We start from the raw sequence: 24,766 nt of genomic DNA on the forward strand, positions 1-24,766 counted from the left end.
CAACAACGAGCAGTTCTTCATGCCTGAGGAGGCGTCATGAACACGCAGCGCGGTGCACGGTGGGGTCGGGGAGCTCGGTGGGGTCGCGGGGCCCGTTGGGGTCGTGGGGCCCGCTGGGGCTGCTGACCGGCCTGGTCTGAACGATCCAGAGCTCGCGAGGTGGGTGGCCGGTCGCCGGGCACCCACCTCGCTCGGGTGAGGTCGCTCCCGTCCGGGCCCCTGCGCTGTTAGCGTCTGGCCCGCTCATTCCCCCCACGAGGAACCGGGTCACCGTGGCCGAATCGCCCCTGCCTGCACCGCCGTCCTCGCGGCCGCGTGTGCGGAACCCCTGGGGTCTGGCGGCCCCGGCTCTGGGGCTGGCCGTCGTGTGCCTCGTCGCCGTCCTGGCGCCGCACGCCTCCGGTGGTCCCGGCTGGTTGTTCCTCGTCGTGACGGCGGCCTTCCTCGTCACGGAGTCCGTCCCCCTGCAGATCGAGTTCCGGCGCCAGACCTTCGGCTGGTCGGTCAACGAACTCGCGCTGGTCATCGCGCTCGTCGCCGTCGACGGCTTCTGGGCCGCGGTGGCCCGCACCCTGGCCCTGAGCCTGGTGCTCGCCAAGCAGCGCTACAGCCTGGCGAAGTCGGTCTTCAACGTCGCCAACGCCGTCACCGAGACGGCGGTCGCGCTCATCGTGCTCGACCTGATGCCGATGGGCGCCACCACCGACCCGCTGTCGTGGCTGAGCCTCCTCGTGGCCGTGCTGGCCGCCGACGTCGCCGGCGCGCTGCTGGTCGCGGCCGCCATCGCCGCCACCGCCGGCCTGGCCGGCCACTCGCTGTGGGCGGACCTGTTCGTGCCGATCGTCGTGGTGGGGCCCCTGGCCGTCGCCACCGGCCTGGTCGCTCTGCTGCTGGTCGAGGTGAGCGCCTGGACGTGGGTGCTGATCGTCCCGGTGGTCCTCGCCGTGGTCCTGCTGTTCCGGCGGTTCGCCGACGTCGCGCGAGAACGCAAGAGCCTGGAACGGGTCTACGAGTTCGCCCGCCGCGTGGAGCAGGTCAGCTCGGACGAGGACGGCACCCGCCGCATCGTCGAGGCGGTCAAGGAGCTGCTCAACGCCGACCGGGTGGCGCTGTGGCTGCCGCCCTACCTCGACGAGGAACCCCGCCTGGTGGTCGCCGCCGAGGACGGCCGCAGCTGGTACGACGGCCCAGGCGACCCCGACGACCTCATCCGCAGCCGCGCCACCGACGGCTCGGTCGACGGCCCGGTCCTGGTCTCCGCGGTGCGCGCCACCGAGGCCGAGGCCGCCGCACTGGCCCGCCGGGGAGCGCAGGACCTGCTCGCCGCGCCGGTCGCCACCGCCGCGGGCGAGCCCGGGTACCTGGAGATCTGCGACCGGCAGAGCGACGTCGTCTCCTTCGCCGACGGCGACCGCGCCGCGCTGGACTCCATGCTCACCCACGTCAACGCCGCCATCCGGCAGCAGCAGCTGCTCACCCAGATCCGGTACGACGCCGACCACGACCGCCTCACCGGCCTGCCCAACCGGCAGCGGCTGGCGGTCGAGATCGACGCGACCCTCGCCGCCGACCCGGTCGCCGGCCGGGTCGGGCTGATCCTCGCCGCGCTGGACAACTACACCGAGGTCACCGACACCCTCGGGCACGCGGCCAGCGACGAGCTGCTGCTCGTGACCGCCGGCCTGCTGCGCGAGCACGCCCCACCGCAGGCGCTGGTGGCCCGGATGGAGGGGGAGCAGTTCGCCGTCCTGCTGCCGGGGCTGTCCCTGGCGGCCACCGAGCGGGCCGCGCGGCGGCTCCGGGAGGCCACCTCCACCCGCGCCCGGGTCGCCGGCCTCGACCTCGAGGTCACCCTGTCGATCGGCGTGGCCGCCGCCCCCGTCCACGGCACGGACGCCGGCACGCTCATGCAGCGGGCCGACGTCGCGCTGCTGGCCGGCGCCGGCTCCAGCGGCGTGGCCAGCTACCACCCGGTGCTCGACCAGCAGAGCCTGCGCCGGCTGCAGCTGGGCACCGAGCTGGAGTCGGCCATGGCCGAGGGCCAGATCAGCGTGGTGTTCCAGCCGATCATCGACGCCCGGACCTCCGACATCGTCTCGGTCGAGACGTTGGTCCGCTGGGCGCACCCGCGCTACGGCGCCATCGCGCCCGACGACTTCATCCACCTCGCCGAGCAGATCGGCCGGATCGGCCTGCTCACCGACCACGTGCTCGACCTGGCGCTGGCCCGCTGCCGCAAGTGGCTGGACCAGGACATCGCGCTGTCGGTCGCGGTGAACCTCTCCGCCCGCTGCCTCACCGAGCCCGACCTCGTCGACCGCGTCCGGCGGGCGCTGCGGCGGCACGGGGTCCCGGGGGAGCTGCTCACCCTCGAGCTCACCGAGGGCAGCGTCGTGGACGACTCGGTGCGCAGCAGCACCGTCCTGGCCGACCTGCACGCCCTGGGGCTGCGGCTGTCGATGGACGACTTCGGCACCGGGTACTCGTCGCTGTCCCAGCTGCGCCAGCTGCCGATCGACGAGGTGAAGATCGACAAGTCCTTCGTGCTGACGATGTCGACCAGTCAGGGCGAGTCGTTCATCGCCCGCTCGATCATCGAGCTGGCGCACAACCTCGGCCTGCGGGTCGTCGCCGAGGGCGTCGAGGACGAGCTGACCCGCAACCTCCTGGCCGAGATGGGCTGCGACAAGCTGCAGGGCTTCCTGGTCAGCCGACCGCTGCCCGACGACCGCCTGGAGAGCTGGATCCTCGCCCGCACCGGCGTCCGGTCCGCCGTCCCGGGCACGCCGCACCGGCGGCTGTTCGTCCGCACCTGACACCCCGGGGGGACCCCCTGCGACAGACCCCCGGAGCCGTCAGGTACAGTTCTCCACGGCTTCGGCCACCGCCCCTTTAGCTCAGTCGGCAGAGCGTCTCCATGGTAAGGAGAAGGTCTACGGTTCGATTCCGTAAAGGGGCTCCGACCAGCCGGTCCTGTCGCGAGACCGGGCCGCACGGTCTTCCCGGCGGTGTAGCTCAGCCAGGCAGAGCAAGCGGCTCATAATCGCTGTGTCACCGGTTCAAATCCGGTCACCGCTACTCTCGACGGACCCCGCACCCCGGGGTCCGTCGTCGTGTGGGCGCCGCCCACACGCCGGGCCTGGCAGGCCCGTCCCACAAGGCTAGGAGAACTCCATGGCAGCCACCGACATCCGTCCGAAGATCACCCTGGCCTGCCAGGAGTGCAAGAACCGCAACTACATCACCCGCAAGAACCGGCGCAACGACCCCGACCGGCTCGAGCTGAAGAAGTACTGCCCGAAGGACCGCAAGCACACCATCCACCGCGAGACGCGCTGACGCGGTCTCGAGGCACCGCGTAGACGCGCTGACCCAGCGGTCGCACGCAGCAGGAGGGCGGGAGCATGGCGCTTGATCCGACACTGGTCGGGCGCAGCTACCCGCCCTCCGCCGTCTACGAGGTCGGCCGCGAGAAGATCGCCGAGTTCGCCACCGCGATCGGCGAGGACAGCCCGGTGCACCGTGACGCCGACGCCGCCCGCGCCGCCGGCCACCCCGACGTCATCGCGCCGCCCACCTTCGCCATCGTGCTGACCCTCTCGGCGGCCGGCGTGGTGGTCGAGGACCCGGACGTCGACCTCGACTACAGCCGCGTCGTCCACGGCGAGCAGCGGTTCACCCACCACCGCGCCATCCGCGCCGGCGACCGCCTGGTCGCCACCCCCACGATCGAGGCCGTGCGCAGCGTCGCCGGCAACGACCTGCTCACCACCCGGGTCGACGTCGCCACCGAGGACGGCGAGCCGGTCTGCTCGGCCACGTCCATGCTCGTCGCCCGGGGGACCGCATGACCGTGCGCGCCGCCGATGTCGCCGTCGGCTCCGAACTGCCCGAGCAGAGCTACCGGGTCACGCGGGCGGACCTGGTCCGCTACGCCGGGGCGTCGGGCGACTTCAACCCGATCCACTGGAACGAGCGCGTGGCCACCGAGGTCGGCCTGCCCGGGGTCATCGCCCACGGGATGCTGACGATGGCCCTCGCCGCGCGTGCGGTCATCGCGTGGACCGAAGATCCTTCCGCGCTCGTGGAGTACCAGGTCCGGTTCGGCCGGCCGGTCCTCGTGCCCGACGACGAGACGGGGGCCGAGGTCGTCGTCCGCGGCAAGGTGGGGGCGCTCGGTGAGGACGGCCGGGCCCGCCTCGACCTCACCGTGACCAGCGGTGGCGAGAAGGTCCTGTCCCTGGCCCGCGCGACCGTCCGCCTGGCGTGATCCCCCGGCGTCGCGCCGCCCTGGCCGCCGCGGCGCTGCTGTTCCTGCCCGCCTGCGGGTCCTCGTTCGTCGACACCGTCGCCGCCGAGGCCCGCGCGTCGGCGGACACCGGACGGGACGGGGAGACCCAGGGCGGCTGCGCGCAGCGCGCCGCCCCGGATCCCGACCGTCCGCGGGTCGACCTCGACCTCCGCCTGGAGGACGACCGGCGCACGGTCCGCGGCACCGAGACGGTCGTGTTCACCCCGGACCTGCCCACCCGTGAGCTGGTGTTCCGGCTCGTGCCCAACGACCCCGGCGCGGCCGACGCCGGCAACGCCCTGACCGTGGACGCCGTGCGGGGAGAGGACGTGGCCGGGAGCGGCTACGAGGACGCCGGCGCCGAGGAGCCCGGGGGCCTCTACGTCGTCGACCTGACCCGCGAGCTCGCGGCGGGAGAGCGCACCGAGGTGGCGCTGGACTTCACGCTGCGGCTCGGCGGGGGCGGCTTCGAGCGCATCGGCACCGCTCAGGGCGTGTCCTGGTGGGCCAGTGGCGCGCCGCTGCTGGCGTGGGAGCCCGGCGTCGGCTGGGCGCGGGACCCCTTCGTCGGCATCCTCGGAGAGACCGCCACCAGCCCGGTGGCCGACACCCGTGTCCGTGTCTCCGCGCCCGCCGACCTCACCGTCCTGATGACCGGAGACCAGGAGCCCCCCACGGCCGTCCAGGACGGACGCCGCACGTGGATCTCGAGCGAGCCGGTCGCCCGGGACGTGAGCGTCGCGGCGGGGGAGTTCACCACCGCCTCCACCACCACCCCCGGGGGCGTCGAGGTGACGACCGGTGTCCTGCCCGGCGCACCCCTGACCGCGGACGTCCTCGCGGACCGGACCGTGACGGCCATCGGCGACCTCGAGGAGCGCTTCGGCGCGTTCCCGTACCGCACGCTCACCGTGCCGCTGCTGCCCGACTACGGCGGTGGCATCGAGTACCCCAGCTCGATCCTGCTGGCGTCGCCGGACCAGCTGGTGCTCCTGCACGAGGTGGCGCACATGTGGTTCTACGGGATGGTCGGGGACTCCCAGTTCCGCGACCCGTGGCTCGACGAGGCCTTCGCCAGCTACGCCGAGTCGGTCGCCTTCCCGCCGGGCGACGTGGAGCAGCGGCTGTCGGTACCGGGAGACGTGGGGTCGGCGATGGACGAGTTCGCCGACCCCGTCGAGTACTTCCAGCGCGTGTACGACAAGGGCGAGGCCGCCCTGCTCGCCGCCCGGGACGCCGCCGGGCCGGCGGCCTTCGACGCGGCGCTGCGCTGCTACGTCGACGCCAACGCCTGGACGATCGCCACCCCCGCCGACCTCGCCCGGGCGCTGGCCGACCTGCCCGCCGCGCTCGACGTCCTCACCGAGGCGGGCGCCCTCGACGAGGACGACCTGCCCCGTTAGGCGCCCTGCGGGCTCCCTTCAGCCCGCCGACCCCAGCAGGCGCTGCATCCGGCCGACGCCCTCGACGAGGTCCTCGTCGCCGAGCGCGTAGGACATCCGCAGGTAGCCGGGCGTGCCGAACGCCTCGCCAGGGACGACGGCCACCTCGGCCTCCTCGAGGACGATCTCGGCCAGCTCCACGCTGTTGCTCGCCGTCCGCCCGGCGATCTCCCGCCCGAGCAGCGCCTTCACCGACGGGTAGACGTAGAAGGCCCCCCGCGGCTCCGGGCACGCGACGCCCGGGATCTCGCGGAGCATCGAGACGATGGTCCGGCGGCGGCGGTCGAAGGCCTCCTTCATCGTCGCCACCGCGGAGAGGTCGCCGGTCAGCGCCGCGATCGCCGCGGCCTGAGACACGTTGGCCACGTTCGACGTGGCGTGCGACTGCAGGTTGGTGGCGGCCTTGACGACGTCGGCCGGGCCGACGATCCAGCCGACCCGCCAGCCGGTCATCGCGTAGGTCTTGGCGACCCCGTTGACCACGACGCACCGGTCGGCCAGCTCGGGCACCAGCACCGGCATCGAGGGTGCGGTCGCCCCGTCGTAGGTGAGGTGCTCGTAGATCTCGTCGGTGAGCACCCAGATGCCGTTGTCCAGCGCCCAGCGGCCGATCTCCTCGACGACCTCCGGCGGGTACACCGCCCCGGTCGGGTTGGACGGCGAGCAGAACAGCAGCACCTTCGTCCGCGGCGTCCGGGCGGCTTCCAGCTGGGCCACCGACACGAGGTAGCCGCTCTCCTCGTCGGCGACCACGGGCACCGGGACGCCACCGGCCAGCGCGATGGCCTCGGGGTAGGTCGTCCAGTACGGGGCCGGCAGCAGCACCTCGTCGCCGGGGTCGAGCATCGTGGCGAACGCCTCGTACACGGCCTGCTTGCCGCCGTTGGTCACCAGCACGTTGGCCGCCGAGACCTGCAGGCCGGAGTCGCGGACGGTCTTGGCGACGATCGCCTCCTTGAGGGCCGGCAGCCCGCCCGCGGGCGTGTACCGGTGCATCGCCGGCTGTGAGCAGGCGGCGACGGCGGCCTCGACGATGTAGTCCGGCGTCGGGAAGTCCGGCTCGCCCGCGCCGAAGCCGATCACCGGCTTGCCCGCGGCCTTGAGCGCCTTGGCCTTGGCGTCGACCGCGAGCGTCGCGGACTCGGCGATCGCCGCGATGCGGCGGGAGATGCGCCGCTCGGCGGGCGGCAGCTCGGTGGACGGGGCGGCGGGCTCCGAGGAGGAGACGGCGGTCATGCGTCCATCGTGTCAAAGGGCGGCGCCCGGGGTCGCCCCCGTTCCGGACCGGTCCGGCCGCAGCCGCACGTGCGCGACCACGGGTGAGGGGGCGTACTCCACGCACGTCCAGCCGTCGAGCGCCGGGCCGAGGTCGCCGAACAGCCGCTCCCCGGCCCCGAGCAGCACCGGGACCACGACGACGTGCAGCTCGTCGAGGAGACCGGCGCGCAGGTACTGGCGGACGGTGGACGCGCCGCCGCCCAGCCGGACGTGCCCGCCGCCCGCCGCGTCCCGCGCCTGCTCGAGGGCGGCCTCGATGCCCTCGGTGACGAAGTGGAACGTCGTGCCGCCGGCCATCTCCAGCGGCGGCCGCGGGTGGTGGGTCAGCACGAACACGTCGTGGTGGAACGGTGGGTCCTCGCCCCACCAGCCCGACCAGCCGGAGTCGGACCACGGCCCCCGGATCGGGCCGAACATGTTGCGGCCCATGATCGTGGCCCCCGCGTCGTGCACCCCGGCGGTCCAGAAGCGCTCGTCGACGGGGGAGCGCTCGCCCTCGAACGCCCAGTCGTGCAGGCGCTCGCCGCCCACGCCCAGCGGGGCGTCGACGCTCTGCGACGGGCCGGCGGCGAAGCCGTCCAGGGACACGGACAGGTTGTGCACGCGCAGTTCGGTCACGCCGGTTGAGACCGCTGGACGGCCGGGGGGTCATCGGTGGTCTGCGCCACGGTTCGGGAGGACGTTCGCTGCCCCGCCCGCCGGTCCCGTACACTGGCTGTCCTGGGGCAGTTGACCCCGCCACCGGCGTGCCCCGGATGCCCTCGCGGGGCTGGGTGCCGAGCGTGGTGGGTCCGGCGGTCCCAGAGCCCGGCTCAGGGCACTAGGGGTGTAGCTCAATTGGCAGAGCAGCGGTCTCCAAAACCGCAGGCTGCAGGTTCAAGTCCTGTCACCCCTGCCCGTGCCGCCGGCTCCGCGCCGGCGACGTGCACGACCCGTACGACACCCGACCGACGGCCCCCAGCAGCGGCCACCACCACGAGGCGAGCGAGGCGCAGTGAGCGACGAGAAGTCGGGACGCGAGGACGATCCTCGCGCCGCCTCCGACGCCGAGCTGACCGACGAGCAGATCGACCGCGAGGCCCCGGGCGTCGAGGACGCCGCCGAGCTCGAGGCCGCGGAGGCCGACGTCGCCGCCGAGGCCGAGGCCGAGGAGGACAAGGTCGTGGCCACGCCCGCGCGTCGCCGTGGGGGGCGGATCACCGCCGGTGACGAGGACGAGGACGACGAGCCTGCCGCGCGCACCCGGCGTCCGGTCCGCGAGCGCACCGCCGAGGGGGCCGGCACCCGGTCCCGGGCCGCCGCCGAGCGGGCGCGCGCCGAGGAGATCCGGCAGAAGCGCAGCGTGGGCCGGTTCCTGCGCGAGGTCGTCGCCGAGCTGCGCAAGGTCATCTGGCCCGGCAGGCGCGAGCTGATCACCTACACGACCGTCGTCATCGTCTTCGTGGCCTTCATCGTTGCGCTGGTGGCCGGCCTGGACCTCCTCTTCTCCCAGGCCGTGCTCGCCGTCTTCGGCTGAGCCCATCCGCGCCTGCACGCCACCGACAAGGAAGAGATCCCCGTGACCGACCCCCGCGAGCCCTTCGACACCGACAGCGCCGTCGAGGGGATCGACCTCGACGACGCCCGCTTCGACGTCCGTGGCAGTGCGGACCTCGAGACCGGCGCGGGCGAGCCCGGCTCCGCCGAGGGTTCCACCGACACCGCCGACCTCGACGCCCTGACCGGCGTGGCCGACGCGACCCCCGAGGTCGAGGACGGCGACGTCGACAGCCTGGCCGGCGACCCGCTGACCGCCCCGGCGGCCGACTCCGACCTGGTCGAGCCGGAGGAGGACGAGGACCCCGTCGAGGCGCTGCGCAAGGCCCTGCGGATCGCCCCCGGCGACTGGTACGTCGTGCACTCCTACGCCGGGTACGAGAACAAGGTGAAGACCAACCTCGAGTCCCGCATCCAGTCGCTGGACATGGAGGACTTCATCTACCAGATCGAGGTGCCCACCGAGGAGGTCACCGAGATCAAGAACGGCAAGCGGACCCAGGTCAACCGCAAGGTGTTCCCCGGGTACCTGCTGGTGCGCATGGAGCTCAACGACGAGTCCTGGGGCGCGGTGCGCAACACCCCCGGGGTGACCGGGTTCGTCGGCGCCACCTCGCGCCCCTCGCCGCTCACCCTCGACGAGGTCGTCAAGATCCTCGCCCCGACCACCACCGCGCCGGCCGCCAAGGCGACCGAGACGACGACCACGACCGCCGCCGCGCCGGCCGCCGTGGTCGACTTCGAGGTCGGCGAGTCGGTGACCGTCATGGACGGGCCGTTCGCCACGCTCCCCGCCACGATCAACGAGATCAACGCCGAGCAGCAGAAGCTGCAGGTGCTCGTCTCGATCTTCGGCCGGGAGACGCCGGTCGAGCTCTCGTTCAACCAGGTCCAGAAGATCTGAGCCGGCCCCCCGGGCCGGATCAGCGACAGAGAAGGAAGTCATGCCCCCCAGGAAGCGGTTGACCGCGGTCATCAAGCTCCAGATCAACGCCGGTGCGGCCACCCCCGCGCCGCCCGTGGGTCCGGCGCTCGGCCAGCACGGCGTCAACATCATGGAGTTCTGCAAGGCGTACAACGCCGCCACGGAGTCGCAGCGCGGCAACGTGATCCCGGTCGAGATCTCGGTCTACGAGGACCGCTCGTTCACCTTCGTCACCAAGACCCCGCCCGCGGCGCGCATGCTGCTGAAGGCGGCTGGTGTGGAGAAGGGCTCCGGCGAGCCGCACAAGACCAAGGTCGCCACCGTGACCCGTGACCAGGTCCGCGAGATCGCCCAGACCAAGATGGCCGACCTCAACGCCAACTCCCTGGACGAGGCCGAGAAGATCATCGCCGGCACCGCCCGGTCGATGGGCATCACCGTCCAGTAAGCAGCAGGACCCGGCGCCCCGGTGCCGGACCGCTCCAGCACGTCACACGTGGGAGGGCCGCGCCAGGCCCGTTCACCACACGACTCCCGGCCGCGCGCCGGGGGAGAGGACACACCATGGCGAAGCACGGCAAGAAGTTCCGCGAGGCGGCCGCCAAGGTCGACCGCGACAACCTGTACTCCCCGCTGCAGGCGGCCACCCTGGCCAAGCAGACGTCGCCGACGACCTACGACGCCACCGTCGAGGTCGCCATGCGCCTGGGCGTCGACCCGCGCAAGGCCGACCAGATGGTCCGTGGCACGGTCAACCTGCCGCACGGCACCGGCAAGACCGCCCGCGTCATCGTCTTCGCGACCGGCGACAAGGCCGCCGAGGCCGAGGCCGCCGGCGCCGACGTCGTCGGCTCGGACGACCTGATCGAGCGCATCCAGGGCGGCTTCCTGGACTTCGACGCGGCGATCGCCACCCCCGACCAGATGGCCAAGGTCGGCCGGATCGCCCGCATCCTCGGCCCCCGTGGCCTGATGCCGAACCCGAAGACCGGCACCGTGACCCCCGACGTCACCAAGGCCGTCAACGACATCAAGGGCGGGAAGATCAACTTCCGCGTCGACAAGCAGGCCAACCTGCACCTGGTCATCGGCAAGACCTCGTTCGACGAGACCAAGCTGGTGGAGAACTACGCCGCGGCGCTCGACGAGGTCCTGCGGGCCAAGCCGTCGGCCGCCAAGGGCCGGTACCTGAAGAAGGTCACCGTCTCCACGACCATGGGCCCGGGCATCCCGGTCGACCCGAACCGGACCCGCAACCTGACGGTGGACGAGCCCACCGCCTGAGATCGGCCCGTCCGCCGGGACGGGACCACACGCAGGTCGCCGAGGCCCCGCAGCGCACACGCGCTGCGGGGCCTCCGCGCGTTCCGGGCCGGCGGGTGACGACGGCGACAGCGGTGCCCTGTCGACATGGCGTATGCTCGACGCCGTTCCCCCCAAGACCGCTGGTCGTCGCACGTCCGCGTGCGATCGAAGGTCCCGGACCCCGGGCGACCCGCGCAGGAGGACGGTTCGATCGCCGGGCGCTGCGCCCGGCCCTCGCCCCGTGCGCCCTGCGCCGGGGCGTTCCTCGTCTCCGGGCCCTTGATCGCCCGCCGTCGTGCACCGGCCGGTGGTCGCCCGACAGACGAGAGGAGGCCCATGCCCACGCAGGCGAAGGCCGCGGTGATCGACGAGATCACCCAGCGGTTCCAGTCGTCCAGCGCAGCGGTGCTCACCGAGTACCGCGGGCTGACCGTGGCCCAGCTGACCCAGCTGCGCCGTTCCCTCGGTGAGGGCAGCAGCTACGCCGTCGTCAAGAACACCCTGACGAAGCGGGCCGCGGAGGAGGTCGGTTTCGCCGATCTCGCGCCGCTGCTCAACGGCCCGACCGCGATCGCCTTCATCGAGGGCGACCCGGTGAACGCCGCCAAGGCCATCCGTGACTTCGCGCGCGCCAACCCGCTGCTCGTCGTCAAGGGTGGCGTGGTCGAGGGCCGCACGGTCGGCGCCGCCGAGGTCACCGCCCTCGCCGACGTCGAGCCGCGTGAGGTGCTCCTCGCCAAGCTGGCCGGCGCGATGAAGGGCAACCTCACCAAGGCCGCGGGTCTGTTCCAGGCCCCGCTGTCGCAGGTCGCCCGCCTGGCCGCCGCGCTGCAGGAGAAGAAGCCCGCCGAGGGCGCTCCCGCCGCCGACACCGCTGCTGACACCACCGCCGACACCGACGCTGCCGCCGCGGACGCCGCGGCCAGCACCGACTGACCCCCGAAGGAGAGATCATGGCCAAGCTGTCCACCCAGGACCTGCTCGACGCGTTCAAGGAGATGACGCTGCTCGAGCTGTCCGACTTCGTGAAGCAGTTCGAGGAGACCTTCGAGGTCACCGCTGCTGCCCCTGTCGCCGTCGCGGCCGCCCCGGCTGCCGGTGGTGGCGACGGCGGTGCCCCCGCCGCCGAGGAGCAGGACGAGTTCGACGTCATCCTCGAGAGCGCCGGCGACAAGAAGATCCAGGTCATCAAGGAGGTGCGCGGCCTGACCTCGCTCGGCCTCAAGGAGGCCAAGGACCTGGTCGACGGCGCGCCGAAGCCGGTCCTGGAGAAGGTCGCCAAGGACGCTGCCGAGAAGGCCAAGGCCGCCCTCGAGGGCGCCGGCGCCACCGTCACCGTCAAGTGACCCGGTGCCCGGCGGCGGCCTGACCGCCGCCGGGCAACGCACCACCTCGCACGACCCGCAGGGGCCGTCCTCCACCCGGGGGGCGGCCCCCGCGGCGTCTCCGGGGCGTCCGGTCCGGCGCCGAGAAGTGCGGCGTGGCTGCTGACCGGAGGCTCCCGGACTGGCATCATGGCTCTGCCGTCATGGAGAGGGTCCACTGGTCCCCGCCGGTCGGCTGCCCTTCCTGGGAGTGTGTCCGGTTGCACGGACCCCCCGACGTGGACAGCTCGCCGCAGCAGGGGTAGGGTTCTCTGTTGCGCTGCCCCCTGACTGCCTGCCCGCTACTGACGGGTCACCAGTGGTGCCCGGGATCCGTCCCGGATGCCCGGTGGACCCCCATGGTGCAGGACGACGCGGACAGCCCCGCCATTACCGACGACGACCCAGGACGAACCAGCACCCACCGCCCGCACGTCGTGAGGTCCTTGGAAGGACGCATCTTGGCAGGCTCTCGCCCCACCAGCATCAACCCCGGCACCACCGAGTCAGCTACCACCCAGAACACCCCGCAGTCCGGCCCCCGCACCGGTGAGGCCGACCAGCAGAAGATCCCCGGCGCGCCGCTGCGCGTCTCCTTCGCCAAGATCTCCGAGCCCCTGGCGGTGCCGGACCTGCTGGCCCTGCAGACCGCCTCGTTCGACTGGCTGGTCGGCAGCCCCGAGTGGCGGGCCACCCTCTCGCCCGAGGAGCAGGCCGACGCCGTCGGCGGTCTGGCCGAGATCCTCGAGGAGATCTCCCCGATCGAGGACTTCAGCGGCTCGATGTCGCTGTCCTTCTCCAACCCGCGCTTCGAGGACGTCAAGGCGTCCCTCGAGGAGTGCAAGGACAAGGACATGACCTACGCGGCGCCGCTGTTCGTCACCGCCGAGTTCATGAACAACACCACCGGCGAGATCAAGAGCCAGACGGTGTTCATGGGCGACTTCCCGATCATGACGAACAAGGGCACGTTCGTCATCAACGGCACCGAGCGCGTCGTCGTGTCGCAGCTCGTCCGCAGCCCGGGCGTCTACTTCGACAAGACCCTGGACAAGACGTCGGACAAGGACGTCTTCAGCGCCAAGGTGATCCCCAGCCGCGGTGCGTGGCTGGAGTTCGACGTCGACAAGCGCGACACCGTCGGCGTCCGCATCGACCGCAAGCGCCGCCAGCCGGTCACCGTCCTGCTCAAGGCGCTGGGCTGGACCGAGGACCGCATCCGCGAGCACTTCCAGTGGTCGCCGACCGTCCTGGCCACCCTGGAGAAGGACCACATCGCCGGCCAGGACGAGGCGCTGCTCGACATCTACCGCAAGCTGCGGCCGGGCGAGCCCCCGACGCGTGAGTCGGCGCAGGCGCTGCTGGAGAACCTGTTCTTCAACCCGAAGCGCTACGACCTGGCCAAGGTCGGCCGGTACAAGGTCAACAAGAAGCTCGGCGTGGAGATCCCGCAGAGCACGCTGACGCTGACCGAGGACGACATCGTCGCCACCATCGAGTACGTGGTGCGCCTGCACGCCGGCGAGCCCGAGCACGGCGTCGACGACATCGACCACTTCGGCAACCGTCGCCTGCGCACCGTCGGCGAGCTGATCCAGAACCAGATCCGGGTCGGCCTCTCCCGCATGGAGCGCGTCGTCCGCGAGCGGATGACGACCCAGGACGTCGAGGCGATCACGCCGCAGACCCTGATCAACATCCGGCCGGTCGTCGCCTCCATCAAGGAGTTCTTCGGCACCAGCCAGCTGTCCCAGTTCATGGACCAGACCAACCCGCTCGCGGGCCTGACCCACAAGCGCCGCCTGTCGGCGCTGGGCCCGGGTGGTCTGTCGCGTGAGCGGGCCGGCATGGAGGTCCGGGACGTGCACCCGAGCCACTACGGCCGGATGTGCCCGATCGAGACGCCGGAAGGCCCGAACATCGGCCTCATCGGCTCGCTGTCCTCGTTCGGCCGGGTCAACGCCTTCGGCTTCATCGAGACGCCGTACCGCAAGGTGGTCAACGGTGTGGTCACCGACCAGATCGACTACCTGACCGCCGACGAGGAGGACCGCTTCGTCGTCGCCCAGGCCAACTCGCCGCTGGACGCCAGCGGCCGGTTCGCCGAGGAGCGGGTCCTGGTCCGCACCAAGGGCGGGGAGACCACCGACCTCGCCCCGGAGAACGTCGACTACATGGACGTCTCGCCGCGACAGATGACCTCGGTCGCGACGGCGATGATCCCGTTCCTCGAGCACGACGACGCCAACCGCGCGCTCATGGGCGCGAACATGCAGCGTCAGGCCGTGCCGCTGCTGCGCAGCGAGGCCCCGCTGGTCGGCACCGGCATGGAGCTGCGTGCCGCCGTCGACGCCGGCGACGTCGTCGTGGCCGAGAAGGCCGGTGTGGTCGAGGACTCCACCGCCGACTACGTCACGGTCATGGCCGACGACGGCACCCGGCAGACCTACCGGCTGCTGAAGTTCCGCCGCTCGAACCAGGGCACCTCGATCAACCAGACCCCCGTCGTCGACGAGGGCCAGCGGGTCGAGGTCGGCCAGGTCATCGCCGACGGTCCGTGCACCGACCAGGGCGAGATGGCGCTGGGCAAGAACCTGCTCGTCGCCTTCATGCCGTGGGAGGGCCACAACTACGAGGACGCGATCATCCTGTCGCAGCGCCTCGTGCAGGACGACGTCCTGTCCTCGATCCACATCGAGGAGTTCGAGGTCGACGCCCGCGACACCAAGCTCGGTGCCGAGGAGATCACCCGGGACATCCCGAACGTCTCCGAGGAGGTCCTCGCCGACCTCGACGAGCGCGGCATCATCCGCATCGGTGCCGAGGTCGTCCCCGGCGACATCCTCGTCGGCAAGGTCACGCCCAAGGGCGAGACCGAGCTGACCCCCGAGGAGCGGCTGCTGCGGGCGATCTTCGGCGAGAAGGCCCGCGAGGTCCGCGACACGTCGCTGAAGGTCAAGCACGGTGAGTCCGGCAAGGTCATCGGCGTCCGCGTGTTCTCGCGCGAGGACGGCGACGAGCTGCCCGCCGGCGTCAACGAGCTGATCCGGGTCTACGTCGCCCAGATGCGCAAGATCTCCGACGGTGACAAGCTCGCCGGCCGCCACGGCAACAAGGGCGTCATCGCGAAGATCCTGCCGCAGGAGGACATGCCGTTCCTCGAGGACGGCACCCCGGTGGACATCGTCCTCAACCCGCTGGGCGTCCCCGGCCGGATGAACGTCGGCCAGGTCCTGGAGACCCACCTCGGGTGGGTCGCCAAGTCCGGCTGGCAGGTCGAGGGCAGCCCGGAGTGGGCGGCCAACCTGCCGCAGGCCGCCCGCGCGGCCGAGCCCGGCACCCGGACCGCGACGCCGGTGTTCGACGGTGCGCGCGAGGAGGAGATCGTCGGCCTGCTCAGCTCGACCATCCCCAACCGCGACGGCCAGCGGATGGTGGCCCCGACCGGCAAGGCGCGGCTGTTCGACGGCCGCTCCGGCGAGCCGTTCCCGGAGCCGATCTCGGTGGGCTACGTCTACATCCTGAAGCTGCTGCACCTGGTCGACGACAAGATCCACGCCCGGTCGACCGGCCCCTACTCGATGATCACGCAGCAGCCGCTGGGTGGTAAGGCGCAGTTCGGTGGCCAGCGCTTCGGTGAGATGGAGTGCTGGGCGATGCAGGCCTACGGCGCGGCCTACGCGCTGCAGGAGCTGCTCACCATCAAGTCCGACGACATCCTGGGCCGCGTCAAGGTCTACGAGGCGATCGTCAAGGGCGAGAACATCCCCGAGCCGGGCATCCCGGAGTCGTTCAAGGTGTTGCTCAAGGAGCTGCAGTCGCTCTGCCTCAACGTCGAGGTGCTGTCCGGCGACGGGCAGGCGATCGAGCTGCGTGACACCGACGACGAGGTCTTCCGGGCCGCGGAGGAGCTGGGCATCGACCTGTCCCGCCGGGAGCCGTCGTCCGTCGAAGACGTGTGATCGGCCGCCGGCCGGCCCTCGGGCCGGCCGGCGCCACCACTGCCACTAGAAGCGAAGAACTAGCCCCGGAAAGGGGTCCACTCAGTGCTCGACGTCAACTTCTTCGACGAGTTGCGCATCGGTCTGGCCTCTGGCGACGACATCCGCCAGTGGTCGCACGGTGAGGTGAAGAAGCCCGAGACCATCAACTACCGGACGCTGCGTCCGGAGAAGGACGGTCTCTTCTGCGAGAAGATCTTCGGTCCCACCCGGGACTGGGAGTGCTACTGCGGTAAGTACAAGCGGGTCCGGTTCAAGGGCATCATCTGCGAGCGCTGCGGCGTCGAGGTGACCCGGGCCAAGGTCCGCCGCGAGCGGATGGGCCACATCGAGCTGGCCGCGCCGGTCACCCACATCTGGTTCTTCAAGGGCGTCCCCTCGCGCCTGGGCTACCTGCTCGACCTGGCGCCCAAGGACCTCGAGAAGATCATCTACTTCGCCGCCTACCTGATCACCTCGGTCGACGACGAGACGCGCCACCGCGACCTCCCGACCATCGAGGCCGAGATCAGCGCGGAGAAGCACAACCTCGAGGGCCGCCGCGACGCCGACGTCGAGGCCCGCCAGCAGAAGCTGGAGGCCGACCTCGCCGAGCTCGAGGCGGAGGGCGCCAAGTCCGACGTCCGCCGCAAGGTCCGCGAGGGTGGCGAGCGGGAGATGCGCCAGCTGCGCGACCGCGCGCAGCGGGAGATCGACCGCCTCGAGGAGGTGCTCGACACCTTCCGCAAGCTCGAGGTGAAGCAGCTCATCGCCGACGAGGGCCTCTACCGCGAGCTGCGCGACCGCTTCGGTGAGTACTTCGAGGGCGGCATGGGCGCCGCGGCGCTGCAGAAGCTGCTCGCCGACTTCGACCTCGACGCCGAGGCCGCCTCGCTGCGCGAGACCATCCGCAGCGGCAAGGGCCAGCGCAAGCTGCGTGCCCTCAAGCGGCTGAAGGTCGTCGCGGCGTTCCAGCAGACCCGCAACTCGCCCATGGGCATGGTGCTGGACTGCGTCCCGGTCATCCCGCCGGACCTGCGCCCGATGGTGCAGCTCGACGGTGGCCGGTTCGCCACCAGCGACATGAACGACCTGTACCGCCGCGTGATCAACCGGAACAACCGGCTCAAGCGACTGCTCGACCTGGGCGCGCCGGAGATCATCGTCAACAACGAGAAGCGGATGCTCCAGGAGTCCGTGGACGCGCTGTTCGACAACGGCCGTCGCGGCCGGCCGGTCACCGGCCCGGGCAACCGTCCCCTGAAGTCCCTGAGCGACCTGCTCAAGGGCAAGCAGGGGCGGTTCCGGCAGAACCTGCTCGGCAAGCGGGTCGACTACTCCGGCCGTTCGGTCATCGTCGTCGGCCCGCAGCTGAAGCTGCACCAGTGCGGCCTGCCCAAGCAGATGGCGCTGGAGCTGTTCAAGCCGTTCGTCATGAAGCGGCTGGTCGACCTCAACCACGCGCAGAACATCAAGTCCGCCAAGCGCATGGTCGAGCGTGCCCGCCCCGTGGTGTGGGACGTGCTCGAGGAGGTCATCACCGAGCACCCGGTGCTGCTCAACCGCGCGCCGACGCTGCACCGTCTGGGCATCCAGGCCTTCGAGCCGCAGCTGGTCGAGGGCAAGGCCATCCAGATCCACCCGCTGGTCTGCACCGCGTTCAACGCGGACTTCGACGGTGACCAGATGGCGGTGCACCTGCCGCTGTCGGCCGAGGCGCAGGCCGAGGCCCGCATCCTCATGCTGTCGAGCAACAACATCCTGAGCCCGGCCGACGGTCGCCCGATCACCGCGCCGACCCAGGACATGGTGCTCGGCCTCTACCACCTGACGACCCTCACCGGGTCGGCGGAGCTGGCCGAGGGTGAGCTGCCCAAGTCGTACTCGACGACCGCCGAGGCGGTCATGGCCTACGACAAGGGCGCCCTGGGCCTGCAGGAGCGGGTGTCCATCCGCCTCGACGAGGTCTACGGCGTCGACAACGGGCCGAACGACCCGTGGGTCGCCCCGGAGGACTGGGAGCCGGGTCAGCCGGCGCTGGTCTCCACCAGCCTGGGCCGCGTGCTGTTCAACGAGGCCCTGCCCGAGGACTACCGCTTCGTCAACTACCAGGTGCCGAAGAAGGAGCTCGGGGCGATCGTCAACGACCTCGCCGAGCGCTACCCCAAGGTGCAGGTCGCGGCGACGCTGGACGCCCTCAAGTCCGCCGGGTTCCACTGGGCCACCCGCGCGGGGATCACGATCGCCATCGACGACGTGGTCACCCCGCCGGCCAAGCAGGAGATCCTGGACCGGCACGAGGCCGAGGCCCGGCAGATCGAGAAGCAGTACGAGCGCGGCGTCATCACCGACGCCGAGCGTCGTGGCGAGCTGATCGAGATCTGGACCCGTGCCCGGGCCGAGGTCAGCCAGGCGATGGTCGACAACTTCCCGACCACCAACCCGGTCTGGGTCATGGTCAACTCGGGCGCCCGAGGCAACATGATGCAGATCAGCCAGATCGCCGGTATGCGCGGTCTGGTCGCCAACCCGAAGGGCGAGATCATCCCGCGGCCGATCAAGGCCAACTTCCGGGAGGGTCTGTCGGTGCTGGAGTACTTCATCTCCACGCACGGTGCCCGCAAGGGTCTGGCCGACACCGCGCTGCGGACCGCCGACTCCGGTTACCTCACCCGCCGGCTGGTCGACGTCTCCCAGGACGTCATCATCCGCGAGGAGGACTGCGGTACCGACCGCGGCGTGATCATGCCGATCGGCACCGTGGTCGACGGCACGCTGACCCGCGACGCGCACGTCGAGACCAGCGTGTACGCCCGTGCGCTGGCCGCCGACGTGGTGGCCGAGGACGGCACCGTCATCGCCACGGCGAACTCCGACCTCGGTGACGTGCTCCTGCAGACGCTCATCGACGCCGGTGTCGCGGAGGTCAAGGTCCGCTGCGTCCTGACCTGCGAGTCGCTGCTCGGCACCTGCGCCACCTGCTACGGCCGGTCGCTGGCGACCGGCAAGCTCGTGGACGTCGGCGAGGCGGTCGGCATCATCGCTGCCCAGTCGATCGGTGAGCCGGGCACCCAGCTGACGATGCGCACCTTCCACACCGGTGGTGTCGCGGGTGAGGACATCACCCACGGTCTGCCGCGTGTGGTGGAGCTCTTCGAGGCCCGCGTCCCCAAGGGCAAGGCCCCGATCGCCGAGCTGGCCGGCACCGTCCGCATCGAGGACGGCGAGCAGTTCCGCAAGCTCACGATCACCCCGGACGACGGCTCCGACGAGGTCGTCTACGACAAGCTGTCGCGCCGGTCGCGGCTGCGGGTCGAGGACGGCGGCCACGTCGAGGTCGGCGAGCAGCTCACCGAGGGCGCGGTCGACCCGCACGAGGTGCTGCGGATCATGGGCCCGCGCGAGGTGCAGCTGCACCTGGTCCGCGAGGTCCAGGAGGTCTACCGCAGCCAGGGCGTGTCGATCCACGACAAGCACATCGAGGTGATCATCCGCCAGATGCTGAAGCGGGTGACCATCATCGACTCGGGCGCGACGGAGTTCCTGCCCGGTGCGCTGGTCGAGCGGACGCTGTTCGAGACCGAGAACCGCCGGGTCGTCGCCGAGGGTGGCGAGCCGGCCTCGGCCCGCCCGGTGCTCATGGGCATCACCAAGGCCTCGCTCGCGACCGAGTCGTGGCTGTCGGCCGCCTCCTTCCAGGAGACGACCAAGGTGCTCACCGACGCCGCGATCCAGGGCAAGAGCGACAGCCTGCTCGGCCTCAAGGAGAACGTGATCATCGGGAAGCTGATCCCGGCCGGTACCGGCATCAGCCGCTACCGGAACATCACGGTCGAGCCGACCGAGGAGGCCCGCGCCGCCGTCTACACGATGGCCGGGTACGACGACGGGCAGTACTACAGCCCCGACGTCTTCGGTCAGGGCTCCGGCGAGGCCGTCCGCCTGGAGGAGTACGACTGGCGGGGCTGAGGTAACACCTCCCTCCCCCCGCCGCTCGCACGCTCGCGGCGGGCCCCCTGAGGGAGACCGCAGTGACGAAAGGGCCCCGCAGGCGCGACACGCCTGCGGGGCCCTTCCGCGGTTCCGGGCCGGTCAGCCGAAGTCGGGCTGGGTGCAGGTGAACCGGGCCTCGACCGTCGCGGAGACCGTCTGCGGCACCGGCTCGACCTCGAAGATGAGCTCGTCGGCGACGCTCGAGTCGGCGGCCGTGCGGAACATCGCCGCGGGGGCGACCGCGAACCCCTCGGGGGCGGCCATCCCGACGTCGGCGATCTGCACCAGTCCGGTCAGCCGCGCACCCGCCGCGGCCGCGTACTCCTCGGCCCGCCGCCGGGCGTCGCGGACCGCCTCCGTCCGCGCACGCCGGTACGCCCCACTGTCGGGCCTCAGCGCCCAGAACGGCCCGTCCAGCGAGACCATGTCACGGTCGGCCAGGCGCACCAGCAGGTCACCGAGGACGGCGGGGTCGACCACCACCGCGGTGAGCGACAGGCCGGCCACATGGCCGGTGACCCGTTCCCGCGGGCGTCCGTCCTTGAGCTGCGGCCGCACCCAGAGCGCTCCGGCCTCGACCGACTCGACGGCCGCGCCGTAGCCGCCCAGGGCCCCGCGGACGTCGTCCGCCCGGCGGGTGACGTCGCGCAGCGCCTGCGCGCGGTCACCGGAGCGTGCGCCCACGGACACCCGCACCCGCGCCAGCTCCGGCGGGACCTCCGCCGTCCAGGCTCCCCGGACGGCGATCGTGGCCGCTGCCGGCAGCGTGTCGGCCACGTCAGCCGGCCAGGCGGCGCATCGTCTCCACCGTCGCGAGCCGGCCCTCGGAGCTGCCGTCGAGGGGCTGCAGCATCAGGGTGGTCACCCCGGCCTCGCGGAAGGCGGCGATCCGCTCGGCCACGTAGGACTCCGGGCCGATCAGCGAGGTGGCCCGGACCAGCTCCTCGGGCACCGCGGCCGCGGCCTGGTCCTTCTTGCCGTCCAGGTAGAGGTCCTGGACGGTGCGTGCCTGCTCCTCGTAGCCGTAGCGCCGGGCCAGGTCGTTGTAGAAGTTCTTGCCGCGGGCGCCCATCCCACCGATGTAGAGCGCCAGTTGCGGCCGCACGTGGTCGAGCAGGCCCTCGACGTCGTCCCCGATGGCGACGGGCACGCCGGTGACCACCTGGAGCTCGCCCAGTGCCGGGTCCCGCCTGGCCTTGCCGGCGGCCAGGGACTCGCCCCACACCGAGGCCGCCTTCTCGGGGACGAAGAAGATCGGCTCCCACGCCTCGGCGATCTCGGCGGCGAGCTCCACGTTCTTGGGGCCGAGAGCGGCCAGCAGCACGGGGATCCGCTCGCGGACCGGGGTGTTGATCAGCTTCAGCGGCTTGCCCAGGCCGGTGCCCTGCTCCGGAGGGAGCGGGATGGTGTACTTCGGCCCCTCGTGCGCCAGCCGCTCCCGGCGCCACACCTGCCGGCAGATCTCGACGATCTCCCGGGTGCGCTGCAGCGGCGCGTCGTAGGGGACGCCGTGCCAGCCCTCGATGACCTGCGGACCGGAGGCGCCCAGGCCCAGGGTGAACCGGCCGCCCGAGACGAAGTCCAGCCCGGCGGCGGTCATGGCGGTCAGCGCCGGCGTGCGGCTGTAGATCGGGAAGATGCCGCTCATCAGCTCGACCCGCTCGGTCACCGCCGCCAGGTAACCGAGCTGGCTCACCGCGTCGAAGGTGTAGACCTCCGCCACCATCGCGAGGTCGAGGCCGGCGGACTCGAGGTCGCGGATCTCGGCGGCGGTCTCGCGGAACCCCCCGCTGTAGCTGGCCTGGATGCCGATGCGCACGTCCACTCCTCTGGTCGGCGGCACCCCGGTCGGCGCCGGTCCCGACCGTATCGGCAGCGGAGAGCGGTGGAGGTGCTGTCCAGGAGCGGGAGGAGGGGCCTTGCTCAGAGGGCGCGGACGACCCCGACGACCTCGGTGACGACACGGACGCCGTCGACGTCCCCCGGGACGCGGCTGGCCGCACCGGGGTCGGCCAGGTCGACCTTCACCACGTACCCGCTGTCGCGCCGGGCCAGGCCGATGCCGACCACCCCCGGGTCGGTGGCCAGCCTCGCGCTGAGGGCGCTCTTGGCGGCTCGGGCGGAGGCGCGGTCGGTCATGCACCCATGGTGCCCCGGATCGGTCCGGTGCGACAGGCTCAGACCGCCGGGGGCACCCTCAGGCGGGGACCCACTGCAGATCGAGCAGCTCCAGGACCGTGCTCAGGGGGTTGGCGAACGTGACGCCGCCACCGTTGCGGCCGCCGGTCTCGCTGCCCGCGAACAGCAGCCCCAGGGGCGCGCGGTCCGAGCTGCGCCAGATGACCGACCCACTGTCGCCGCCGGCGCTGAACCCGCCGTCCAGACCCTCGATCTCCACCTGGTCGTCGAAGACGTGCACCTGCTGGTCGTACTGGACGCTCAGTCCGTCCACCTCGACGGCGCTGATCCGGCCGATCGTGTGCGCCGTCGTCCGGCCGACCTTCTCCACCCGCTCGTCGGGGTCGACGTCCTCCACCGAGGGGACGTCGGCGCCGAGCGGACCGCCCGGCAGCCGCCCCGGCTCGGCGGGCACCTCCGGGTCGAGGGTGGCCACCGCGGCGTCGACGAGGTTGGCCCGGCCGTCGCCCCGGAACCGGACGAACGCGGCGAGCGTGGCGACGCGGTCGGCGTCGGTGCCGCCGTCGGCAGGCCCCGGCTGCAGCACCGCGTCGCCGACGGCGGCCGCGTCACTGGCCGCCAGCACGTGGTTGTTCGACAGCATCCCCAGCCGGCCGTCGACCCGGACGAAGCCCCCCAGGGTGCCCGCGGTGACCGACGGGTGCGCCACCGACAACCCCGGGCGCAGCGGGCGGGTGCGCCGCTGGAGCTCGCCCGGGGTGGGGGAGGACAGCGCCCGCACCGCGCCGACCACCCGGACGTCGACCTGCTCCAGGACGGCGTCGTCCAGCCCGGCCAGCAGCAGCTCCGCGTCGTCCTTGGCGCTGACCCGGATGGCCAGGTGGGCCCGACCGGGCCCGGTGGGGGCCAGCCCGAGCGCCGGCCGTGCCCAGCCGCCGAGGTCGAGTGCGCTGACCGGACCCGCCTCGGCCAGGCGAGCCGACAGGTGGGCCTTGAGCTCGCGGGCGAGGTCGACGTGCACGGCAATCCTCCGGTGGCGTTCGGTGGGCGTCCTGCGACCGACGGTAGGGCCGGGGTACGACAGCCGCGCGCCGGTCCGCGTCGTCCGAGGTGGACGGGGTGTCGCCGCGTGCACGGGCCCCCGCCGCGTGCGCCGAGCGGTACAGTCGCGCCACCGTCGGGCCGCCCGGTCGGGTCCGTCCGCCTCCGGGAATACCCGGTCCGGCGCGACGTTGACCCCGACGTACGACCTCGACGAGCGGGCTGTACCACCGCCTGTCGACATGTGGCGGACCCGGCTTTGACCGGGTTCGAGCACGCGGGTATCGTGGTCAGCCGTGCCCAGGGTGCCCTGGGCCTGCTCCCGTTCGCGGTGCGCCTGCCGGTAGGTGGTGGCGCCGAGTCGCGGGGGGCGACCGATCCGGTTCGACTCGCCGGCCGGTCCTGGGGAAGGCGACACGCCCGACCGCGGGGACCGGTGGTGGGCCACGGCCGGAACCGGGTACGGCCCCGGCAGGACCGGCACCCGGTACAGCAGAGCAACGTCCACAGCACGACCCAGCGCAGGTAGGAGATCCAGGCCACCCATGCCCACGATCAACCAGCTGGTCCGCAAGGGCCGCGAGGACAAGGTCGAGAAGACCAAGACCCCGGCGCTGAAGGGCTCCCCTCAGCGTCGTGGCGTGTGCACCCGCGTGTACACGACGACGCCGAAGAAGCCGAACTCGGCGCTGCGCAAGGTCGCTCGCGTGCGTCTCACGAGTGGCATCGAGGTGACCGCCTACATCCCCGGTGTCGGCCACAACCTGCAGGAGCACTCGATGGTGCTCGTGCGCGGCGGCCGGGTGAAGGACCTCCCCGGCGTGCGGTACAAGATCATCCGCGGCTCGCTCGACACCCAGGGTGTCCGCAACCGCAAGCAGGCTCGCAGCCGGTACGGCGCGAAGAAGGAGAAGAGCTGACATGCCGCGCAAGGGCCCTGCACCGCGCCGCCCCCTGGTCGCCGACCCGGTGTACCAGTCGCCGCTGGTCACCCAGCTGGTGAACAAGGTTCTCGTCGACGGCAAGCGCTCGGTCGCCGAGTCGATCGTCTACGGCGCCCTCGAGGGCTGCCGTGCCAAGACCGACACCGACCCGGTGGTCACGCTCAAGCGGGCGCTGGACAACGTCAAGCCGGCCCTCGAGGTCCGCAGCCGCCGCGTCGGTGGTGCGACCTACCAGGTCCCGGTCGAGGTCCGCGCCTCCCGGAGCACGACCCTCGGTCTGCGCTGGCTGATCCAGTACAGCCGCGCCCGTCGCGAGAAGACGATGACCGAGCGTCTGATGAACGAGCTGCTCGACGCCAGCAACGGCCTCGGTGCCGCGGTCAAGCGCCGCGAGGACACGCACAAGATGGCCGAGTCGAACAAGGCCTTCGCGCACTACCGCTGGTAAGTGCCACCCCGGCTGGCTCCGCCAGCCCCCGCGGCCGGCGGGTAGTCCGGGCCACCCCCTGGACACCGCACGCGGACCCG

Annotated in this window: 21 protein-coding genes and 3 tRNA genes; 18 read left to right on the forward strand and 6 right to left on the reverse strand. The window is 71.9% G+C overall.

Annotation, left to right across the window (positions count from 1 at the left end; genetic code table 11):
• The first annotated feature begins 272 nt into the window (after positions 1 to 272).
• The 7 genes from ACI78Q_RS08540 (at position 273) to ACI78Q_RS08570 (ending at position 5,694) form a co-directional block, all read left to right on the forward strand.
• Positions 273 to 2,816 carry a putative bifunctional diguanylate cyclase/phosphodiesterase gene (locus ACI78Q_RS08540; RefSeq protein WP_456922913.1) on the forward strand — a complete coding sequence of 848 codons (2,544 nt, stop codon included), beginning with the start codon at positions 273 to 275 and terminating at the stop codon, positions 2,814 to 2,816.
• 70 nt (positions 2,817 to 2,886) lie between these two features.
• Positions 2,887 to 2,959, forward strand: a tRNA-Thr gene (locus ACI78Q_RS08545).
• Between the two features lie 45 nt (positions 2,960 to 3,004).
• Positions 3,005 to 3,078: transfer RNA gene (locus ACI78Q_RS08550), tRNA-Met, on the forward strand.
• A 96-nt stretch (positions 3,079 to 3,174) separates the two neighbouring features.
• The gene (gene rpmG / locus ACI78Q_RS08555; protein WP_097205646.1) at positions 3,175 to 3,339 is read left to right on the forward strand and encodes a 50S ribosomal protein L33; all 165 of its coding nucleotides are present in this window, start codon (positions 3,175 to 3,177) and stop codon (positions 3,337 to 3,339) included.
• Between the two features lie 65 nt (positions 3,340 to 3,404).
• Positions 3,405 to 3,851, forward strand: coding sequence for an FAS1-like dehydratase domain-containing protein (locus tag ACI78Q_RS08560; RefSeq protein WP_456922914.1), 447 nt, complete (start codon positions 3,405 to 3,407; stop codon positions 3,849 to 3,851).
• Positions 3,848 to 4,270 carry a MaoC family dehydratase gene (locus tag ACI78Q_RS08565; protein WP_456922915.1) on the forward strand — a complete coding sequence of 141 codons (423 nt, stop codon included), beginning with the start codon at positions 3,848 to 3,850 and terminating at the stop codon, positions 4,268 to 4,270. The genes ACI78Q_RS08560 and ACI78Q_RS08565 overlap by 4 nt, the downstream gene beginning before the upstream one ends.
• Positions 4,267 to 5,694, forward strand: coding sequence for a M1 family aminopeptidase (locus ACI78Q_RS08570; RefSeq protein WP_456922916.1), 1,428 nt, complete (start codon positions 4,267 to 4,269; stop codon positions 5,692 to 5,694). The genes ACI78Q_RS08565 and ACI78Q_RS08570 overlap by 4 nt, the downstream gene beginning before the upstream one ends.
• Positions 5,695 to 5,712: 18 nt before the next feature.
• Here ACI78Q_RS08570 and ACI78Q_RS08575 read toward each other — a convergent pair whose 3' ends face one another.
• Positions 5,713 to 6,969 carry a pyridoxal phosphate-dependent aminotransferase gene (locus ACI78Q_RS08575; protein ID WP_456922917.1) on the reverse strand — a complete coding sequence of 419 codons (1,257 nt, stop codon included), beginning with the start codon at positions 6,967 to 6,969 and terminating at the stop codon, positions 5,713 to 5,715.
• Between the two features lie 12 nt (positions 6,970 to 6,981).
• On the reverse strand, positions 6,982 to 7,629 hold the full coding sequence (locus ACI78Q_RS08580; protein WP_456922918.1) for a dihydrofolate reductase family protein: 648 nt from the start codon (positions 7,627 to 7,629) through the stop codon (positions 6,982 to 6,984).
• A 204-nt stretch (positions 7,630 to 7,833) separates the two neighbouring features.
• Between ACI78Q_RS08580 and ACI78Q_RS08585 the strand changes: the two genes are divergently transcribed.
• The 9 genes from ACI78Q_RS08585 to ACI78Q_RS08625 all read left to right on the forward strand — a co-directional run bounded on the left by ACI78Q_RS08585 (position 7,834) and on the right by ACI78Q_RS08625 (position 20,090).
• Positions 7,834 to 7,906 (forward strand) — tRNA-Trp (locus ACI78Q_RS08585).
• A 99-nt stretch (positions 7,907 to 8,005) separates the two neighbouring features.
• Positions 8,006 to 8,527 (forward strand): preprotein translocase subunit SecE, encoded by a 522-nt coding sequence (gene secE / locus ACI78Q_RS08590; protein WP_456922919.1) that lies wholly within the window; start codon positions 8,006 to 8,008, stop codon positions 8,525 to 8,527.
• 42 nt (positions 8,528 to 8,569) lie between these two features.
• The gene (nusG, locus tag ACI78Q_RS08595; protein ID WP_456922920.1) at positions 8,570 to 9,451 is read left to right on the forward strand and encodes a transcription termination/antitermination protein NusG; all 882 of its coding nucleotides are present in this window, start codon (positions 8,570 to 8,572) and stop codon (positions 9,449 to 9,451) included.
• 40 nt (positions 9,452 to 9,491) lie between these two features.
• Entirely contained in the window at positions 9,492 to 9,920 is a 429-nt protein-coding gene (rplK, locus tag ACI78Q_RS08600; RefSeq protein WP_012950499.1) for a 50S ribosomal protein L11, read from the forward strand.
• A 116-nt stretch (positions 9,921 to 10,036) separates the two neighbouring features.
• On the forward strand, positions 10,037 to 10,756 hold the full coding sequence (rplA, locus tag ACI78Q_RS08605; protein WP_456922921.1) for a 50S ribosomal protein L1: 720 nt from the start codon (positions 10,037 to 10,039) through the stop codon (positions 10,754 to 10,756).
• Positions 10,757 to 11,113: 357 nt separating this feature from the next.
• Entirely contained in the window at positions 11,114 to 11,713 is a 600-nt protein-coding gene (rplJ, locus tag ACI78Q_RS08610) for a 50S ribosomal protein L10 (RefSeq protein WP_456922922.1), read from the forward strand.
• Positions 11,714 to 11,730: 17 nt separating this feature from the next.
• Positions 11,731 to 12,123 carry a 50S ribosomal protein L7/L12 gene (rplL, locus tag ACI78Q_RS08615; RefSeq protein ID WP_456917536.1) on the forward strand — a complete coding sequence of 131 codons (393 nt, stop codon included), beginning with the start codon at positions 11,731 to 11,733 and terminating at the stop codon, positions 12,121 to 12,123.
• A 479-nt stretch (positions 12,124 to 12,602) separates the two neighbouring features.
• Complete coding sequence (rpoB, locus tag ACI78Q_RS08620) at positions 12,603 to 16,103, forward strand: DNA-directed RNA polymerase subunit beta (RefSeq protein WP_456922923.1); 3,501 nt, start codon at positions 12,603 to 12,605, stop codon at positions 16,101 to 16,103.
• Positions 16,104 to 16,187: 84 nt separating this feature from the next.
• Positions 16,188 to 20,090, forward strand: coding sequence for a DNA-directed RNA polymerase subunit beta' (locus ACI78Q_RS08625; RefSeq protein WP_456922924.1), 3,903 nt, complete (start codon positions 16,188 to 16,190; stop codon positions 20,088 to 20,090).
• Positions 20,091 to 20,213: 123 nt separating this feature from the next.
• Here ACI78Q_RS08625 and ACI78Q_RS08630 read toward each other — a convergent pair whose 3' ends face one another.
• The 4 genes from ACI78Q_RS08630 to ACI78Q_RS08645 all read right to left on the reverse strand — a co-directional run bounded on the left by ACI78Q_RS08630 (position 20,214) and on the right by ACI78Q_RS08645 (position 23,274).
• The gene (locus ACI78Q_RS08630) at positions 20,214 to 20,891 is read right to left on the reverse strand and encodes an SIMPL domain-containing protein (RefSeq protein ID WP_456922925.1); all 678 of its coding nucleotides are present in this window, start codon (positions 20,889 to 20,891) and stop codon (positions 20,214 to 20,216) included.
• 1 nt (position 20,892) lies between these two features.
• Positions 20,893 to 21,933 (reverse strand): LLM class F420-dependent oxidoreductase, encoded by a 1,041-nt coding sequence (locus ACI78Q_RS08635; protein WP_456922926.1) that lies wholly within the window; start codon positions 21,931 to 21,933, stop codon positions 20,893 to 20,895.
• Between the two features lie 104 nt (positions 21,934 to 22,037).
• Positions 22,038 to 22,253 carry a hypothetical protein gene (locus ACI78Q_RS08640; protein ID WP_456922927.1) on the reverse strand — a complete coding sequence of 72 codons (216 nt, stop codon included), beginning with the start codon at positions 22,251 to 22,253 and terminating at the stop codon, positions 22,038 to 22,040.
• A 58-nt stretch (positions 22,254 to 22,311) separates the two neighbouring features.
• Entirely contained in the window at positions 22,312 to 23,274 is a 963-nt protein-coding gene (locus tag ACI78Q_RS08645) for a hypothetical protein (protein ID WP_456922928.1), read from the reverse strand.
• A gap of 565 nt (positions 23,275 to 23,839) precedes the next feature.
• Between ACI78Q_RS08645 and rpsL the strand changes: the two genes are divergently transcribed.
• Both rpsL and rpsG read left to right on the forward strand, forming a co-directional pair.
• Positions 23,840 to 24,214, forward strand: a complete 375-nt coding sequence (gene rpsL, locus ACI78Q_RS08650) for a 30S ribosomal protein S12 (RefSeq protein WP_012950487.1) — start codon at positions 23,840 to 23,842, stop codon at positions 24,212 to 24,214.
• A 1-nt stretch (position 24,215) separates the two neighbouring features.
• Positions 24,216 to 24,686 (forward strand): 30S ribosomal protein S7, encoded by a 471-nt coding sequence (gene rpsG, locus ACI78Q_RS08655; protein ID WP_117375616.1) that lies wholly within the window; start codon positions 24,216 to 24,218, stop codon positions 24,684 to 24,686.
• Positions 24,687 to 24,766 lie beyond the last annotated feature (80 nt).

The sequence above is a fragment of the Geodermatophilus sp. SYSU D00705 genome, assembly GCF_054050135.1.